The organism is Geomonas sp. Red276 (assembly GCF_054784495.1).
On record NZ_BLXW01000003.1, the window covers coordinates 1 to 16352 of the forward strand.

16 protein-coding genes and 1 pseudogene are annotated in these 16352 nt (G+C 62.3%); 3 read left to right on the forward strand and 14 right to left on the reverse strand.

The features are described 5' to 3' along the window. A pseudogene (locus ACYVL5_RS03205) lies at window positions 1–122 on the forward strand (IS1595 family transposase); the annotation flags it as partial. A gap of 22 nt (window positions 123–144) precedes the next feature. Here ACYVL5_RS03205 and hypD read toward each other — a convergent pair. From hypD to ACYVL5_RS03235, 6 genes are read right to left on the reverse strand one after another with little or no spacing between them, the layout of a single operon-like run. Then, window positions 145–1242, reverse strand: coding sequence for a HypD family hydrogenase formation protein (hypD, locus tag ACYVL5_RS03210; protein WP_460594113.1), 1098 nt, complete (start codon window positions 1240–1242; stop codon window positions 145–147). Next, window positions 1239–1472: a HypC/HybG/HupF family hydrogenase formation chaperone gene (locus ACYVL5_RS03215; protein ID WP_460594114.1), complete on the reverse strand. Its 234-nt coding sequence runs from the start codon at window positions 1470–1472 to the stop codon at window positions 1239–1241. Before ACYVL5_RS03215 ends, hypD begins: the two co-directional genes overlap by 4 nt. Continuing rightward, a complete protein-coding gene (hypF, locus tag ACYVL5_RS03220; RefSeq protein ID WP_460594115.1) occupies window positions 1463–3742 on the reverse strand; it encodes a carbamoyltransferase HypF in 2280 nt (759 codons plus the stop codon). Before hypF ends, ACYVL5_RS03215 begins: the two co-directional genes overlap by 10 nt. After that, window positions 3732–4637, reverse strand: coding sequence for a hydrogenase nickel incorporation protein HypB (gene hypB / locus ACYVL5_RS03225; RefSeq protein ID WP_460594116.1), 906 nt, complete (start codon window positions 4635–4637; stop codon window positions 3732–3734). Before hypB ends, hypF begins: the two co-directional genes overlap by 11 nt. Window positions 4638–4640: 3 nt before the next feature. Continuing rightward, window positions 4641–4973 (reverse strand): hydrogenase maturation nickel metallochaperone HypA/HybF, encoded by a 333-nt coding sequence (gene hypA, locus ACYVL5_RS03230; protein ID WP_460594117.1) that lies wholly within the window; start codon window positions 4971–4973, stop codon window positions 4641–4643. Between the two features lie 12 nt (window positions 4974–4985). After that, window positions 4986–5159 carry a twin-arginine translocase TatA/TatE family subunit gene (locus ACYVL5_RS03235; protein ID WP_460594118.1) on the reverse strand — a complete coding sequence of 58 codons (174 nt, stop codon included), beginning with the start codon at window positions 5157–5159 and terminating at the stop codon, window positions 4986–4988. Window positions 5160–5406: 247 nt separating this feature from the next. Between ACYVL5_RS03235 and ACYVL5_RS03240 the strand changes: the two genes are divergently transcribed. Together ACYVL5_RS03240 and ACYVL5_RS03245 are read left to right on the forward strand one after the other, a co-directional pair. Then, window positions 5407–5997 (forward strand): DUF502 domain-containing protein, encoded by a 591-nt coding sequence (locus tag ACYVL5_RS03240; RefSeq protein ID WP_460594119.1) that lies wholly within the window; start codon window positions 5407–5409, stop codon window positions 5995–5997. 159 nt (window positions 5998–6156) lie between these two features. Next, entirely contained in the window at window positions 6157–7119 is a 963-nt protein-coding gene (locus tag ACYVL5_RS03245) for a D-2-hydroxyacid dehydrogenase (protein WP_460594120.1), read from the forward strand. An 18-nt stretch (window positions 7120–7137) separates the two neighbouring features. Here the strand turns inward: ACYVL5_RS03245 and ACYVL5_RS03250 are convergent, their stop codons facing one another. The 8 genes from ACYVL5_RS03250 to ACYVL5_RS03285 form a co-directional block, all read right to left on the reverse strand. Beyond that, window positions 7138–7815 (reverse strand): HAD family hydrolase, encoded by a 678-nt coding sequence (locus ACYVL5_RS03250; RefSeq protein ID WP_460594121.1) that lies wholly within the window; start codon window positions 7813–7815, stop codon window positions 7138–7140. Window positions 7816–8384: 569 nt separating this feature from the next. Further along, window positions 8385–9056, reverse strand: coding sequence for a phosphate signaling complex PhoU family protein (gene phoU / locus ACYVL5_RS03255; protein WP_460594122.1), 672 nt, complete (start codon window positions 9054–9056; stop codon window positions 8385–8387). 57 nt (window positions 9057–9113) lie between these two features. Continuing rightward, window positions 9114–9914: a phosphate ABC transporter ATP-binding protein gene (pstB, locus tag ACYVL5_RS03260; RefSeq protein WP_460594123.1), complete on the reverse strand. Its 801-nt coding sequence runs from the start codon at window positions 9912–9914 to the stop codon at window positions 9114–9116. A gap of 83 nt (window positions 9915–9997) precedes the next feature. Next, window positions 9998–10837, reverse strand: a complete 840-nt coding sequence (pstA, locus tag ACYVL5_RS03265; protein ID WP_460594124.1) for a PstA family ABC transporter permease — start codon at window positions 10835–10837, stop codon at window positions 9998–10000. After that, window positions 10838–11824: a PstC family ABC transporter permease gene (gene pstC, locus ACYVL5_RS03270; protein WP_460594297.1), complete on the reverse strand. Its 987-nt coding sequence runs from the start codon at window positions 11822–11824 to the stop codon at window positions 10838–10840. Between the two features lie 161 nt (window positions 11825–11985). Next, window positions 11986–13014: a type 2 periplasmic-binding domain-containing protein gene (gene pstS, locus ACYVL5_RS03275; RefSeq protein ID WP_460594125.1), complete on the reverse strand. Its 1029-nt coding sequence runs from the start codon at window positions 13012–13014 to the stop codon at window positions 11986–11988. A 673-nt stretch (window positions 13015–13687) separates the two neighbouring features. Further along, on the reverse strand, window positions 13688–15451 hold the full coding sequence (pnpS, locus tag ACYVL5_RS03280; RefSeq protein ID WP_460594126.1) for a sensor histidine kinase: 1764 nt from the start codon (window positions 15449–15451) through the stop codon (window positions 13688–13690). After that, on the reverse strand, window positions 15448–16128 hold the full coding sequence (locus ACYVL5_RS03285; RefSeq protein ID WP_460594127.1) for a response regulator: 681 nt from the start codon (window positions 16126–16128) through the stop codon (window positions 15448–15450). The genes pnpS and ACYVL5_RS03285 overlap by 4 nt, the downstream gene beginning before the upstream one ends. Window positions 16129–16352 lie beyond the last annotated feature (224 nt).

Sequence of the window (16352 nt, forward strand, 5' to 3'; positions counted from 1 at the left end):
ATCAGTACCGCTTTAACCGTCGTTTCGATCTTGCTGCTATGCTTCCCCGCCTCGCTGCTGCCGCTGCCCGGACTGGCAGCCGACCAGAGCGGTGGTTACGCCTAGCGGAAGATTGGCGCTAATCAGGTTAGCTTTTGAGCAATCCTATTCGGTGCGGCCGTACTTGTAGGCGGCGGCGCAGCTTCCTTCGGAGGAGACCATGCAGGCGCCGACCGGTGCCTCCGGGGTGCAGAGTTTACCGAACAGGGGGCATTCGAACGGGGAGAGCTTCCCCTTCAGGACCTCGCCGCACTGGCACCCCTTCGGCTCCCGCGGCTCCTCAACCTCGACCGGAATCGCGCGGGTGGCGTCGAAGTGGTGGTACTGCTCGGAAATCTCCAGCCCGCTCCCGGGAATGACGCCGATACCGCGCCAGGCTGCATCGACGGGGGCGAAGACCTCCTTTAGTACCTGCTGGGCCTTGACGTTACCTTCCCAGGTCACGAAGCGGCTGTACTGGATCTCCACCTCGCTCCGTCCCTCCACGATCTGCTTCACCAGCATCTCGACGCCATGCATGACGTCGGCCGGTTCGAAGCCGGTAGCCACGCAGGGGATGCCGTGCTTTTCGGTGAGGAATCGGTAGGCGTTGGCGCCGATGATGGCGCTCACGTGGGCCGGGCAGAGGTAGCCGTCTATGCCGAGAGCCGGATCGGCGGAGAGGACCTCCATCGGGATCGGCATGGTCTTGTGGGAGGCCAGCACGAAGTAGTTGGTGAGGCCGCGCCGGGCGGCCATGATGATGCTGCCGGCGATGGTGGGCGCGGTGGTCTCGAAGCCGACGCCGAGGAATACCACCTGCTTGTCCGGGTTCTTGGCCGCCAGTTCGACCGCGTCCAGCGGCGAATAGACGATGCGGATGTCCGCCCCGCGGGCGCGCTCCTGCATGAGGCTCGAGGTCGACCCGGGGACCCTGATCATGTCGCCGAAGGTCGCCACCACGGTGCCGGGGCGGCGGGCGTAGGCGACGGCATGGTCCACGTAGCCGACCGGGGTGACGCAGACCGGGCAGCCGGGGCCGGAGATGAGCTTCACGTTCTCGGGGAGCAGGGAGCGGATCCCGTACTGGTAGATGGACATCGTGTGGGTGCCGCAGACCTCCATGAAGGTCATGGTCCTGCCGGTTCCCGCCGCCAGTTCCTTGATCCTGGCGGAGAGCCCCTTCACGTACTCCTTGCTGCGGAATTGGGAGAGGTCGATCATGTCGGCTCCACTCCCAAATCGAGACACTCGCGCATGAGGGAGAGGGTTTCCAGCGCCTCCTGCTCGTCGAGTTTGCTGATGGCGAAACCGGCATGGATCAGGAGGTAATCCCCCACCTTGGCCTCTTCGCCCAGCATCATCAGGCTTGCCTCCCGCTTGACGCCGTCAACCTCGGCAACCGCCATGTCGTCGTTGACGCTCACCACCTTCATCGGTACCGCTAAGCACATGCGAAACTCCTTGCTGCAATCATGGCCTGCCCCAGGGCGATGCCGCCGTCGTTGGGAGGGGCCAGGCGTTGGGTGAATACTTCGAAATCGTTGTCTGAAAGGAGGGAGCAGATCCCCTCGGTCAAAAGCTTGTTCTGGAAGACGCCGCCGGAGAGGGCGACCCGGCCAATTTTGGTTTCCTGGCGGATCATCCAGCAGGTCTCGGCGATAACGTCCGCCACCGTGTTATGGAAGCCGCGGGCGATATCGGCCGCCGGTCTTCCCGAAGCGACCTCGTCTGCTATCTGCCGGATCATCGGGGAGAAGCTGACAAGGTAGCGCCCCTGGAAGAGTTCCACCTTGTAAGGGTAGCAACCATCCCATTGCGACGATTCCGCCACCGCTTCCAGTTCGATGGCGGCCTGTCCCTCGAAGGCCACCCGGTGCCTGAGGCCGATCAGCGACGCGACCGCGTCGAAGAGTCTTCCGCAACTGGACGTGAGTGGGGAGTTGATCCCGCGCTCGAGCATCCTCAGAAAGAGTTTCCGCTCCAGGCCGGGGACCCGCTGCACGCAGGGAAGCGGCAGGTCGAAGATGGTATCGCCGTAAATTCCGTAGAGGTAGGAGATTGCCATCCGGTACGGCTCGCGGACCGCTGCGTCGCCGCCGGGAAGGGGGTGGGGTACGAAATTTCCCTTCCGCTCGAATTTGGAGTAATCGCCGACCAGGAACTCTCCTCCCCAGATGGTGCCGTCGGTTCCGTAGCCGGTGCCGTCCAGGATGACGCCGATGGCCTCTCCCTCGACGCCGTTTTCGGCCAGGCAGGAGGCGAGATGGGCGTGGTGGTGCTGGACGCCGACCTTGGCAATTCCCTGGCGGGAGTGGGCATAGGCTGTGGAGAGGTAGTCCGGGTGGAGGTCGTGAGCCACCACCTCCGGCGTGATTTGTAAGGTCCGCTCCAGGTGGAGGACTGTCTCCTCGAGCGAGGCCAGGGTGGCCGCGTTTCCCAGGTCCCCGATGTGCTGGCTCAGGAAGGCTTTCCCGCTCCGGGCCAGGCAGATGGCACCTTTGAGCTCGGCTCCCACCGCCAGGACGTTGCGGGTAAGGGGAGGGATGGTGATCCCGCGGGGGGCGTATCCCCTCGAACGCCTGAGGAAGATGGGATTCCCCCTGAAGACCCTGATGACGGAGTCGTCGGTCCTGGTCTGGATCTCGCGGTTGTGGAGGAGAAAGAAATCAGCCAGTCCCTTCAGCCGTTCCCTGGCATCGTCGTCGCGGTAGCAGATCGGCTCGTCGGAGAGGTTACCGCTGGTCATGACCAGGGCGGTGAAGTTTCCGGCCAACAGCAGATGGTGCAGCGGTGTGTAGGGGAGCATGATGCCGAAGTAGCCGTTGGTAGGCGCCACCTGCGGGGCGATCCTGTTCCGCTCCCGTTTCCTGAGGAGGACGATGGGGCGTTCGGGGCCCTCCAGGAGCCTTCGTTCCGTGTCATCGAAGAAGGCAAGCGCGGCAACCGCGGCGAGGTCGGGTGCCATCAGCGCGAACGGCTTGTCGTCCCGCTTCTTACGGTTTCGCAGTTCCCGCACCGCCGCCTCGTTGGTGGCGTCGACCGCGAGGTGGTATCCCCCGAGCCCCTTGATGGCCAGGATCTTTCCGTCCTTTAGCAGGTCGACCGCTTTGTCGAGGGGGTCGCCCTCCACGGCCTTTCCGTCCCGATCCACCAGGGAGAGGGAAGGGCCGCAGACCGGGCAGGCGTTTGGCTGGGCGTGGAACCGGCGGTTGGCGGGGTCCTCGTACTCGGCCCGGCAGGCCTCGCACATGACGAAGGGAGCCATGGTGGTAAGGGGCCGGTCGTAGGGGGCCCCTTTGATGATCGAGTAGCGGGGGCCGCAGTTGGTGCAATTGATGAACGGATAGCGGTAGCGCCGGTCGGCGGGGTTGAAGAGTTCGGTGAGACAGTCAGGGCAGACGTCGCAGTCGGGCGAGACCTGCACCTCGTTCCCGTGGCCGCCACTCTCACGGATGGTGAATCCCTTCTCTTCCTCGCAGGGGATCTCCTCCAGGGACAAGCGGTCTATGCGGGCAAGCGGCGGCGCCAGGGGCGGGATCTCCTCGGACAGACGATCAACCACCACCTCCGGCCCCTGCGCCTCGACGATGACGCCGGAGGGGGTGTTCATCACCCAGCCGGACAGGGAACGGGAGGTGGCCAGCCGGTAGATGAACGGGCGGAAACCAACCCCCTGGACGATCCCCTCGATCCGGATCCTGATCCGGCGGTCAGCGCCCATCGCTCCCCGCGGCCAGTGCTTTCACGGACTCGGCAGCAAGCCACTGGTACCAGGCATCCATTCCCTGGCCGGTCTTGCTGGAGACTTCGAAAATGAGGATGTTCGGGTTGACCTTGCGGGCGTAGGCCTTGCACTTCTCCACGTCGAAATCGAGGTGGGGGACGAGGTCGACCTTGTTGAGGAGCATCACGTCGGAGTTGTGGAACATGGTGGGATACTTGATCGGCTTGTCCTCGCCCTCGGTGACGCTCAGGACGGCGACCTTGTGGTGCTCGCCGAGGTCGAAGGAGGCGGGGCAGACGAGGTTGCCGACGTTTTCGATCATCAGGATGTCGAGGGCGTCGAGGTCGAAGTGTTCCACGGCATGGCAGACCATGTGGGCGTCGAGATGGCAGCCGGCGCCGGTGTTGATCTGCTTCACCGGGACGCCGGTGGACGCGATGCGGACGGCATCGTTGTCGGTCTGCTGGTCGCCTTCGACGACGCTGAAGCTGAAGTTGTCCTTGAGGTCCCGCAGGGTCCGCTCGAGGATGGTGGTCTTGCCGGAGCCGGGGGAGCTCACCAGGTTGAGGACGAAGACGCCCTTTTCCTTGAAGAGGGCCCGGTTGAGGGCGGCCAGCCGGTTGTTCTTGGCGAGGATGTCGGATTCCACCTTGATGGTCTTCGGGGCGGCAGCCGCCTGCTCTTCCTTATGATGGTGGTGCCCATGCCCGTGCCCGTGGCCGTGCGCATGGCCATGACTGTGCCCGTGCCCCTCGGCGTGCTGGTGCCCGCCGTCCTTGTCGTCATGGCTATGGGAATGGCCGTGATCGTGGCCGTGGTGATGGTCATGGTCGTGATGATGGTCGTGATCGTGATGATGTTCTTCGGGACCGCACCCGCAGGTCGTACACATGGCTTACTCCACCTCCAATTCTTTTACTCTCAGCTCTTCGCCGGAAACAACCTCCACCTGGTAGCCTCCGCAACTTGGGCAGGGGTCGTAATAGGCTGCCACCGGGAAATCCGCGTCGCACTGGTGGCAGCGGGCCCGGCCGGGGATGCGATCGATCTCCAGCTTGGCACCGTCCAGCAGGGTTCCCTTGGTGCAGGCCTCAAAACAGAACTCCACCGACTCGGGGACGATGTTGCTCAGTTCGCCTATCTCGAGACAGACCGCAAGGACGCGCCGACCTCCGGCGTTCTCCTCGCAGATCTCCACGATGCTCTGGGTTATCGACATCTCGTGCACGGTAGGGGTACCTCAGGATTCCTTCTTGGGGGTGATGTCGATGGCGTCTTTTCCTTCGGAAGCGTTCTTGAAGTTCCGTATACTCTTGCCGACCGCGCTGCCGATCTCGGGAATACGTCCCGCCCCGAAAATCACCACCACGATAACCAGTAACACCAACAACTCAGGTAATCCGAATCCGAACATTGCTACCTCCGTGCTTCGCCGCTTCCTGCGGTCCTTAATTAGTGGAGGAGAGTACCACATCAGGCCGGCCAAGCGCGAGGGAATTTAGCGCCCGCTTGTGTTTACACAATAATGCCGTCCCGGGAAAAGGGAGAGACGGAGGGGGTGACGAGGCGCCGAAGTGACTGGTTCAGGCAACAAGCCTAAAACGATTGACTTTGTAGGCTGCTCTGTAGCATAAACCAAGCGATATCGACAGGAGGCGAGGATGGAAGGGTTTATCAGGCATCTGAAGGCAAAGTTCATAACCGGCCTCTTCGTGGTGGTCCCGTTGGGTATCACCATCTTCATCCTGAAGTTCCTCTTCAACTTCGCTGACGGCATCCTCGGCACCTATCTTGATTCGGCGGTCGCCCTCTTCACCCAGCGCGATTACCACATCCCCGGGCTGGGGATGCTGACCGGCGCGGTGGTCATCTATCTCAGCGGGATCCTGGCCACCAACGTCATGGGGACCCGCATCCTGCGCTGGTGGGACGATCTTCTGTCCCGCATCCCACTCGTCAAGTCGATCTACAACTCGAGCAAGCAGCTCACCCAGGTATTCAAGGAGGGAAAGACCTCCTACCGCCGCGCCGTGTTCGTCGAGTGGCCCCGCAGTGGAGTTCGGGCGGTGGGGTTCGTGACCGGCGAGGTGATGCGTGACGGGGAGAAGCTCGTGGTCGTCTACGTTCCCACCATGCCCAATCCCACCTCCGGTTTCGCCCTCTTCTTCAAGGAGTCAGAGGTGTACGAGAGCGGGATGACGGTCGAGGAAGCCGTCAAGTTCGTGGTCTCCGGCGGCGCCGTCGTCCACTGATTCCTTAGATCCCCTCGCACCTTCAGGGGAGAGGGTGGCCGAAGGCGGGTGAGGGAGGTTTTTCTCGCCGCCATGAACCGCCCCCTCACCCTGACCCTCTCCCCCGATGGGGGCGAGGGGAGATGAAAAAGACGAGATTTCGCTTTCCGGAGGCAGCACATGAAACTCGTAGTCCTCGACGGCTTCACCCTCAATCCCGGCGACAACCCGTGGGACCCGGTCGCGGCGCATGGCGAAATCACCGTTCACGACCGCACACCGGATGACCTGATCCTGGAGCGCTGCTTCGGTGCCGACATCGTCCTGACCAACAAGACCCGGATGAACGCCGCCACCATCGCGGCGCTTCCCAAGCTGAAACTCATCTGTGTGCTGGCCACCGGCTTCAACATCGTCGACCTGGAGACCGCCGCCCGCCTCGGCATCCCGGTGGTGAACGTCCCCGAGTACGGGAGCGATTCCGTGGCGCAGCACACCATCGCGCTCCTGCTGGAACTGGCCAACAAGGTCGGCTGCTATGACGCCGCCGTCAAGCGGGGGGAGTGGAGCCGCTCGCGCGATTTCACCTTGATGAACGACCCTTTGACCGAGCTCTACGGCAAGACCATCGGGATCGTGGGGATGGGAAGGATCGGTGGCCGGGTGGCCCGCATTGCCCAGGCCCTGGGAATGAAGGTGGTGGCTCATAACCCGAACAGCCGGGTCGCACCGGAAGGCGTCGAGGTCGAGTGGCTCCCCCTCGATGAACTATTTCAGGCGGCGGACGTGGTGAGCCTCCATTGCCCGCTGACCGGGGGCAATCGCAACCTGGTGAATGCCGAGCGTCTCCGGCTCATGCGCCCCCACGCCTTCCTGATCAATACCTCGCGCGGACCGCTGGTGAACGAAAAGGAGCTGGCCTGGGCGCTGAACAGCGGCCAATTGGCCGGAGCCGCCGTGGACGTCGCCGCCAAGGAGCCGATTCCCTCCGATAGCCCCCTTCTCACCGCCAAGAACTGCATCATCACCCCGCACATCGCCTGGGCTACCCTGGCCGCGCGGCGCCGGCTGATGGCCACCACCGCTGAGAACATCGCCGCCTTCTTGGCGGGCAGCCCGCAGAACGTGGTGAACGGGGGGTAGAGGGCGGGCGGATGTCCGTCACCGTTTCTCGACATCAGCGATGGCCGGCTCCAGTTCTCCCAGGGTCCGGACCGTCACCGTCGGTTCGATTCCCCAGGGATCGAAAACCGCCGCTTCGGAGCGCTTCAGCCACGCCGCCCTCATTCCCGCCGATACCGCGCCTATCACGTCGAAAGGGTTCCCGGAGATAAGCCATGCACTACCGCGTGCCTCGGACTGCCTGAGGAAATGGCTGTACACCGCAGGACTCGGCTTGAACGACCTCAGATCATCCACGCTCACCACCCCCAAGAAAAGGTCGCGTATCCTGGCCGTCTCCAGCAGCTTTTCTACCGCTTCCGCCGTCCCGTTCGAGAACGCGAAGATCCGGTACCCCTTATCCCGCAGACCTGCCAGTGCTTCCCGCACGTCCGGAAACGCGGGAAGGGTCCGGTAGGTTTCCAGAAGGTCAACCTTCTGCTGGTTAGTCAAAGGCGCGCCGAGGGCCATGCTCGTATAGCTCAAAGCGTCCCTGGTGCAGACGGCAAAACTCTCATAGTTTTGCATGAGGCCGCGCCTGAAAGAGTACTCCAGCTGTTTCTCCCTCCATCTGCGCGAGAATTCACGCGGATCGGCCACCATCCCCTCGAGCTTGTTCACTACGCCTTCGGTATCGATAACGGTGCCATAGATGTCGAATCCTAAAGTCGTCAGCATGGTTCCTCCTGTGACTGTGGCCGCATTGATAGGAAAATGATGGATCAACCAGCGCCTTTGTCAAAGGCCGCTTGGTCCCGATTTTAGAAAAACTTCACGTCTCCGTTGTCTTCCCGACACAGTACGGTAACATTTAGCTGCTATTGTTACTTCGAACAAATAAAAGGAGAATGAGAAATGAAGACGATGGCAATGAGTGACTTTTATGTATGGTACTGTGAGTGGTGTGATTCCCGCAATTTGACCCCCTGGAAAACCACTGCCGCAGGGCAGGTTTGCTGCGGCGGTTGTCATAAGGAATTCCCGGTCGTGAAGGGGAGGGTGGTCGGCCAGTAGTAGGGGCCATTGCCCTTCATTGGGCAATGTTAGATGGCTGAAACGAAAAAGGGCTCACCCGTTGGGGGGAGCCCTTTTCGTTTGGGGATCAAAATCACCCTCACCCGCCCTTCGGGCACCCTCTCCCCTGAAGGGGCGAGGGGATATCATCTAACCTTCGGGCAAGGCTTTCTGGAGTGCGGAAGAGTGCTGGATCACCTTGTGACCTCTCAAGGCGAGGAGGCCCTGGAGGATCAGGCGATGGTGTGACGGATGTCTTTTCCTTTGACCATGAAGATCACCATCTCGGCCACGTTGGTCGCGTGGTCGGCGATCCTCTCCAGACATTTCGAGATGTAGTTGACCTTGATCGCGCGGGCGATGGTGGTCGGGTCTCCTATCATGAAAGTCAGAAGCTCCCGCTGGATCTGTTCGTTCAGATCGTCCACCACCTGGTCGTCCTGGCAGACTTTGATGGCCAGTTCCACGTCCCCCCGTACGAAGGCATCGAGCGCCTCCTTGACCATGGTGGAGGAGGCCACTGCCATCCGGGGGAGGTCGATATACGGCTTCAGGTTCGGCTCGGAGTTGAGCTCCTTCACCCGTTTGGCGATGTTGGCGCACTGATCGCCGATCCGCTCGAGGTCGGTGACGATCTTGAGGGCCAAGGTGATGAAGCGGAGGTCGCGGGCGGCGGGCTGACGGCGGGCCAGCACCTGGAGGCACTTCTCGTCGATCTCCATCTCCAGGGTGTTGATCTCGTGGTCAAAGGCGATGGTCCTTTGCGCCAGCTCGGTATCACGTTCGACCAGGGCCTGCATGGCATTGGCGATCATCGACTCGACCTTGCCCCCCATCACGAGCAGCTTTTCCCGTATCTCGTTCAGCTCGGTGTCGAACTGCTTGCTGAAATGCTCTCTTTCCATAACTTCTCCAGAACTTTTCTATTATTGTTGCCGGTACCAGTCAAAGTTCCGGTCCTGTTAGCCGAAACGCCCGGTGATGTAGTCTTCGGTCTGCTTCTGTTCGGGCGTGGTGAAGATCTTCTTGGTCTCCCCGAACTCGATCAGGTCGCCCATGTACAGGAACGCGGTGTAGTCTGATACCCTGGCCGCCTGCTGCATGTTGTGAGTGACGATGATGATCGTGTAGCGCTCTTTGAGTTCCTCGATCAGTTCCTCGATCTTCATGGTGGAGATCGGGTCCAGCGCGGAGGCGGGCTCATCCATCAGGATGACTTCCGGCTTGACCGCGATGGTGCGGGCGATGCAGAGCCGCTGCTGCTGGCCTCCGGAGAGGTTCATCGCGTTGGTCTTCAGCCGGTCCTTGACCTCGTCCCAGAGGGCGACCCTTTTCAGGCTGGTCTCGACCACCTCGTCGGCCTCGGCGCGGTTCATCCTGCCGTTGAGCTTGTAGCCGGCGATCACGTTGTCGTAGATCGACATGGTGGGGAAGGGGTTCGGCTTCTGGAAGACCATCCCGATCTTCCTCCTCAGGGAGACCGGGTCGACACCTTTCTGGTAGATGTCGCTGTCGTCGAGCAGGATCTTGCCGGTTACCCTGGCCGAGGGGACCAGGTCGTGCATCCTGTTCATGGAGCGGAGCAGGGTCGACTTGCCGCAGCCGGAGGGGCCGATGATGGCGGTGACGCTGTTCTCCGGGTAGTCCATGGTGATGTTCTTCACCGCGTGGGTCTTGCCGAAGTAGATGTTGACATCCTCCAACTGCACCTTGAGGGCAGGGGCGGGATCGGTCACTTTGAGATTCGCTGCGCTGTAAGACATGGTGTCGCCTTTTCTTGTCGTTTTTCAGGTACCGGGTCGGTACCGGTAGCTTGCATGGTCGCGGCCGGCCGCCAGAGAGGCCGTTAGACGCGGTGTCTGCCCCTTCCGAAGTAGCGGGCGGTGAGGCTCAGGGTGAACATCACCGTCACCAGGACCAAGGCTCCCGCCCAGGCGAGCCGGTGCCAGTCGTCGTAGGGGGAGATGGCGAAGTTGAAGATCTGCAGCGGCAGGGCCGCCATCGGCTTGGTCACGTCCTTGTTCCAGAACTGGTTGCCAAGCGCGGTGAAGAGAAGCGGCGCCGTTTCGCCCGCCACCCTGGCGATGGCCAAAAGCACCCCGGTCGTGACCCCGGACATGGCGCTTCGCAGGGTGACTTTGAGGCTGGTCCGCCAGAAGGGGACCCCCAGCGCCAGCGATGCCTCCCGCAGCGACCCCGGTACCATTTTCAGCTGCTCCTCGGTGGTCCTCAGCACGATCGGGACGATGATCAGGGCGAGGGCCACCGATCCTGCCAGCGCCGAGAATCCCTTCATCGGGACGACCAGCAGTGAGTAGGCCACCAGGCCGGTGATGATGGACGGGGTCCCCGACAGGACGTCGGCCCCGAAGCGGACCGTGGAGGCGATCTTGCTCCCGCCGTACTCCGTAAGGTAGATGGCGCCGAAGATGCCGATCGGGATCCCGATGAGCGAAGCCATGAGGATCATGACGAAGGAGCCGACCAGGCCGTTGGCCATCCCGCCCCCCGCTTCACCGGGAGGCTTGGGAATTTCCGTGAAGAAGTCCAGGTTGACCGAACTGATCCCCATCTTGACGATGTGGAAGAAGATCAGCCCCAGCGGGACCAGCACCGCCGCGGTGGCGGCCACCATCAGAAACGTCATCAGGTGATTCTTGAATTTTCGCATGAGCACCGACTTCATTTAGATCCTCCCTCCCGAGCTCCCCCTGGAGACGCTCCAGATCAAAAGTCTCGCCATGGCGTTGATGATCAGGGTGACCAGCAGGAGAATGAGGCCGATCTCCATCAGCGCCGCGCTGTGCAGCTTGGAGCTTGCCTCGGCGAACTCGTTGGCGATCACGCTCGGCATGGTGTAGGCCGGAGAGAGGAGCGACAGCGAAATCTGCGGCGCGTTGCCGATCACCATGGTGACCGCCATCGTCTCGCCGACCGCGCGCCCGAGGCCGAGGATGGCGGCCCCCAGGATGCCGGACTTGCCATAGGGGAGGATGGCGATCCGGATCATCTCCCAACGGGTGGCGCCCAGGGCGATGGCGGCTTCCTTCTGGCTCTGCGGCACCGCCATGAGCACCTCCTTGGTGATGGAGGTGATGATCGGCACCACCATGATCATCAGGATGAAGACCGCGGCCAGCATGCTGACGCCGTAGGGGGCTCCCTGGAAGAAGGGGAGGGCGCCGAAATGGTCGATCAGGAACGGTTCCACCGTGGACTGCAGCCAGGGGGCCATGACCAGCACCCCCCAAAGGCCGTAGATGACCGAGGGAATGGCGGCCAGAAGCTCCACCAGCGGGGCGATCATCGATCCCCACCCCTTGGGGCAGATCTCGGTGATGAAGAGGGCGGCCCCGATGCTCAGGGGGGTGGCGAGGGCCAGCGCCAGCACCGAGGAGACCACCGATCCGTAGAGGTAGGGGAGGGCGCCGAAGACTCCGTTTACGGCATCCCATTCGCTGGCGGTGACGAACTTCAGGCCGAACTTCTTGATGGCAGGGATGCTCTGCAGGGCCATTTCGGTCAGCATCAGTGCCAGGATTCCCAGGATACTGAGGGCGAAGATGGTGGTCACCCACCTGAAGATGAGGTCACCGCTCAGCTTCTTTTCCTGTGCGATCGGTTTCGGTTTACTGGCTGCTTGCACGGTGGTCTCCGGGTGCGGAGCGGTCATGGTTGATGCGTTGGCTGGAGGCATACGGTTTCTCGGGTTTCTCGGAGGGATCGCCGCCAGCTGACGGAATCCGCACGTGAAAGTTGTCTGTTTCAAAACGCTGGCGGCGGTGGCCTTGCTGGGCCGTGCCGCCGCCAGGGGATGCTAAGGCTATCCTGCCGCTACCTGATGGTCTTGATGGTCTTTTCCACCATCCGCACCACGTTGGCCGGCAGCGGGGCGTAGAGGAGCTGGCTCGCCATCTTCTGGCCGCGCTTGAGTTCCCAGTTAAGGAATTCAACCAGTTTCTTTCCCTTGGTCTTGTCCCTCTGGTCCTGGTAGACCAGCAGCCAGGTGAAGCCGGAGATCGGGTAGGCGTTTTTGCCCGGCTGGTTGACGAGCGAGATGCGGTAGTCGGCCGGCATCGATTTGGCCGCCCCGGCAGCGGCGGCGGTGGTCGAGGCGATGGAGGGCTCCACGAAGTTCCCGGACCTGTTCTTGAGCGACGCGAAGGGGAGCCTGTTCTCGAAGGCGTAGGCGAGCTCGACGTAGCCTATGGAGTACGGGGTGGTCTTGATCTGGCCGGCGACCCCTTCGTTACCCTTGCCGCCCAGGCCGACCGGCCACCTGACGGAGGTTCCTTTGCCCACCTTCTTGGCCCACTCGCCGCTCACGCTGGAGAGGTAGTCGGTGAAGATGGCGGTGGTGCCGCTGCCGTCGGTGCGGTGGACCACGATGATCGGCTTGGCGGGGAGCCTCAGGCCGGCGTTGTCCTTAGCGATCTGCGGTGCGTTCCAGCTGGTGATCTTCCCTTCGTAGATCCCGGCCAGGGCCTCCGGGGTAAGCTTCAATCCTTTGCCGACGCCCGGGAGGTTGTAGGTGACCACCACGGCGCCCATCACGGTCGGGATGTGGAGGAGCTTGCCGGGGGCGGCTTTCAGTTCTTCATCTGAGAGGAACTTGTCGCTGGCGCCGAAGTCGACGGTCTGGGCAGTGATCTGCTTGATGCCGCCGCCGGAGCCGATCGACTGGTAGTTGAACTTCACGCTCGGGTCGATCTTGGCGTACTCGGAGAACCACTTGGAGTAAATGGGGTAGGGGAAGGTGGCACCGGCGCCGTTGATGAGGGTTTCGGCATGGGCAGCGGTAGCTGCGGTGAAGGCGGCCACTGCGGCGAGGGCCATGACACTTTTGCGGATCCTGTTCAGCATTCATCCTCTCCTTTGATCATCGTCAGTTCCCGGCCAGAATGCCGGTGGTTTGTTACAGCCGTGTTACGGTTGGAATAAGATTGTGTCGACGCGGTGACTTTCCGTTTGATTTATCGCTTACCGTCCTTGTCAGCGAGGGCGGGGACCTCGATAACTTCCGGTCATCAGCCGCCAGTTGGACGGCCCCTTGCTTCGACGGATGCATGATGGAGGGGGATTGTTACAGGACGGTTAAGGATGTGTAGTTTTTGTATGGAGAATTCGAAAGGGAGAGGAAGTGGATGGCGGAGGGGGACGGCGAGGGCGAAAGGTGAAGGCTGAAGGTGAAGGCTGAAGGTGAAGGCTGAAGGTGAAGGCTGAAGGTGAAGGCTGAAGGTGAAGGCTGAAGGTGAAGGCTGAAGGTGAAGGCTGAAGGCTGAAGGTGAAGGCTGAAGGTGAAGGCTGAAGGTGAAGGCTGAAGGTGAAGGCTGAAGGTGAAGGCTGAAGGTGAAGGCTGAAGGTGAAGGCTGAAGGTGAAGGTGAAGGCTGAAGGTGAAGGCTGAAGGCGGTGAAGGCTGAAGGCGGTGAAGGCTGAAGGCGGTGAAGGCTGAAGGCGGTGAAGGCGGTGAAGGCGGTGAAGGCGGTGAAGGCGGGGGGGGGCTTAGTTGGCGCCCCCCCGATGCGGAAGGAGTGGTTACGACTTGGTGGCGGCTTTGGGAAGCGTGAAGGAGAAGGTGGAGCCGGTCCCGGGTGTGCTTTCGACCGAGACGCTCCCGCCGTGGGCCTGTACGATGTGTTTCACGATGGACAGCCCCAGCCCGGTCCCGCCGCAGTCACGACTGCGGGCCGCGTCGACCCGGTAAAAGCGTTCGAAGAGGCGGGGGAGATCCTTGGCTGGAATGCCGATCCCCTCGTCCTTAACCGAGACCCGTACCATCTTCCCCTCGTCGGCGGCGCTGACTGCGACCTTGCCCCCGGCGCTGCTGTACTTGATGGCGTTGTCGAGGAGATTGATCAGCACCTGGTCGAGCCTGCCGCGATCGACCGTCACCGATCCGGTGCCGGAGACGCCGGCGAACTCCAGGGTCACCCCTTTCTCTTCGCCCCGCTGCTCCACCAGCAGGAGGGCGTTGCGGATGGCCCCTTCCAGCTGTACCGTCTGGGGCTGCAGGTTCACCTCGCCCGATTCGAGCTCGGAGAGGGCCAACAGGTCCCGTACCAGCACGGTGAGGCGGTCGGCGTGGTTGTAGATGATCCCCAGGAAGCGGTCGCGCCGCCCGGCGTCCTCGCTCACCGCCCCGTTCAAGAGCGTTTCTGCGTATCCCTTGATGACGGTGACGGGGGTGCGCAGCTCGTGGGAGACGTTGGCCACGAAATCCCGGCGGATCTTCTCCGCCTTCTTGAGCGCGCTGATGTCGTGGAAGACCGCCACCGTCCCCCGCAGCTCCTCACCCTGGTTGAGGGGAACCCAGTGCACCATGGTGACCCTCCCTTCGGCGAGGGCGATCTCCTGGTGCTTTTCGTGCTGGAGGGTAAGTACCTCGCGGCAGGCCTCGTGGAGGTCGGGATGGCGCGAGATCTCAACGAGCTGCCTGCCGACCACCTCGGTGCCGGTTCCCAGCATGCTGCAAAAGGCGGGATTCACGAGGGTTACGGTCCCGTGCTGGTCGGTCACGATGACCCCCTCGCCCATCCCCTTGAGGATGGCATCGAGCTGGTTCTTCTCGGTGGAGATCCTGGCCAGCTGCTGCTCGATCCGGTCGGTCATCTCGTTGATGACCCGGGCGAGCCTTCCCAGTTCGTCGTCGCTGGTGATGGGAATGCGCCCTCCCAGTTCGCCCCGGCCGATCCGCGAGGCCCGGGCCGCCAGCATCCGGAGGTTGCGGGTGTTGACGTTGGAAAGGAGATAGGAGAGGAGTAGCGAGACCATCACCGCCACCGCCATGGCCGCCCCCAGGCTCCTCTGGAGCTTCAGCTGGGCCTGCTTCAGTTCGGCCAGGGGCAGCGCCAGCCTGACCATGTTACCGGCGCCGAAGGGAGCGGCGACGTACATCATATCCATGTGCAGCGTCGCCGAGTACCGCACCGATGAGCCGACCCCGTTTTGGCGCCCCTGGATCACCTCGGGACGGCCGTTGTGGTTTTCGAGGGTGGGAAGTTCGCCCCCGGAGACCTCGGAATCGGCCACCACCGTGCCGCCCGGATCGATGACGGTGACCCGGGCCCGCACCGCCTTCGAGAGGGTGTCGGTGAGGACCGGGGCATCCTGCTTGAGATCGCGGATCTCCTTGGAGGCCATCAAGGTGGCGACCCTCAGCTGGTCGAAGAGCTGCTCGCGGGTGGAGGAAATGATCGCCCTCTCTTCCTCGAAGGAGAGATAGCCGTAGAGCCCGCCCCCCAGGACCAGTACCAGCAGGAGGTAGGAGGCCATCAGTTTCCAGCGGAAGCTTGCTTTCATGGCTGCTCCATCTTGTAGCCGAAGCCGCGCACGGTCTTGATCAGGTCTCCGGCGCTCCCCAGCTTGGTCCGCAGCCGGGTGACGTGGGTGTCGACCGTGCGGGTGTCGCCGAAGTAGTTGTAACCCCAGACGCTTTGCAGAAGCACCTCCCGGCTTTGGACCCGCCCCAGGCGCTGGGCGAGGTTTATCAGGAGCTTGTATTCGGTGGAGGTGAGCACGACCGGCTCCCCGGCCACCGTCACGGTATGCCGCTCGGTGTCGATGGCCAGGTCGCCGATGGTGAGCGCCTTCTCCGTTTCCCCCTGGTCGCCCCCCCTTCGCAGCACGGCCCGCACCCGGAGCATCAGCTCCCTCGTGGAAAACGGCTTCACCACGTAGTCGTCGGCCCCCATCTCGAATCCCACCACCCGGTCGATCTCCTCTCCCTTGGCGGTCAGCATGATGACCGGGATCCTCCTGGTCTCCTCGGACCCCTTGAGCAGGCGGCAGACTTCGGTCCCCATCATCCCGGGGAGCATCAGGTCGAGCAGGATCAGGTCGGGTTTTTGGTGGCGGGCCTCCTGGAGACCGGAGATTCCGTCGGCGCAGACCAGCGGCCGGTATCCCTCCTGCTCCAGGTGGAAGGCGATCAGTTCGGCGAGGTCGGTCTCATCCTCGATTACCAGTACGGTTTGCATGGCGCTTGGGTCCTGTGTAAGCGGTGTTCCCGGGGCGGGAAGCATAGGTAAACGTTGGAAGTTTAACGGGAATGGAGGGGTGATCCCCAGCGGTCCACAGCAGTTGTGGAAAGCGTTGTGGAAAACGTGTGAATCTCCCGAAAAAACCGTTTCGAATCGGTGTCATTAGCAAATTGCCTAAAAAAGAGGCAGAAATCGGCGCCCGGTAAAAACGACCAAAAACC

Bases quoted from the DNA above. Each gene is read 5' to 3' on its own strand.
- hypD (WP_460594113.1), bottom strand. From the start codon at position 1,242: ATGATCGACCTCTCCCAATTCCGCAGCAAGGAGTACGTGAAGGGGCTC.
- ACYVL5_RS03215 (WP_460594114.1), bottom strand. From the start codon at position 1,472: ATGTGCTTAGCGGTACCGATGAAGGTGGTGAGCGTCAACGACGACATG.
- hypF (WP_460594115.1), bottom strand. From the start codon at position 3,742: ATGGGCGCTGACCGCCGGATCAGGATCCGGATCGAGGGGATCGTCCAG.
- hypB (WP_460594116.1), bottom strand. From the start codon at position 4,637: ATGTGTACGACCTGCGGGTGCGGTCCCGAAGAACATCATCACGATCAC.
- ACYVL5_RS03235 (WP_460594118.1), bottom strand. From the start codon at position 5,159: ATGTTCGGATTCGGATTACCTGAGTTGTTGGTGTTACTGGTTATCGTG.
- ACYVL5_RS03240 (WP_460594119.1), top strand. From the start codon at position 5,407: ATGGAAGGGTTTATCAGGCATCTGAAGGCAAAGTTCATAACCGGCCTC.
- ACYVL5_RS03245 (WP_460594120.1), top strand. From the start codon at position 6,157: ATGAAACTCGTAGTCCTCGACGGCTTCACCCTCAATCCCGGCGACAAC.
- ACYVL5_RS03250 (WP_460594121.1), bottom strand. From the start codon at position 7,815: ATGCTGACGACTTTAGGATTCGACATCTATGGCACCGTTATCGATACC.
- phoU (WP_460594122.1), bottom strand. From the start codon at position 9,056: ATGGAAAGAGAGCATTTCAGCAAGCAGTTCGACACCGAGCTGAACGAG.
- pstB (WP_460594123.1), bottom strand. From the start codon at position 9,914: ATGTCTTACAGCGCAGCGAATCTCAAAGTGACCGATCCCGCCCCTGCC.
- pstA (WP_460594124.1), bottom strand. From the start codon at position 10,837: ATGAAGTCGGTGCTCATGCGAAAATTCAAGAATCACCTGATGACGTTT.
- pstC (WP_460594297.1), bottom strand. From the start codon at position 11,824: ATGACCGCTCCGCACCCGGAGACCACCGTGCAAGCAGCCAGTAAACCG.
- pstS (WP_460594125.1), bottom strand. From the start codon at position 13,014: ATGCTGAACAGGATCCGCAAAAGTGTCATGGCCCTCGCCGCAGTGGCC.
- pnpS (WP_460594126.1), bottom strand. From the start codon at position 15,451: ATGAAAGCAAGCTTCCGCTGGAAACTGATGGCCTCCTACCTCCTGCTG.
- ACYVL5_RS03285 (WP_460594127.1), bottom strand. From the start codon at position 16,128: ATGCAAACCGTACTGGTAATCGAGGATGAGACCGACCTCGCCGAACTG.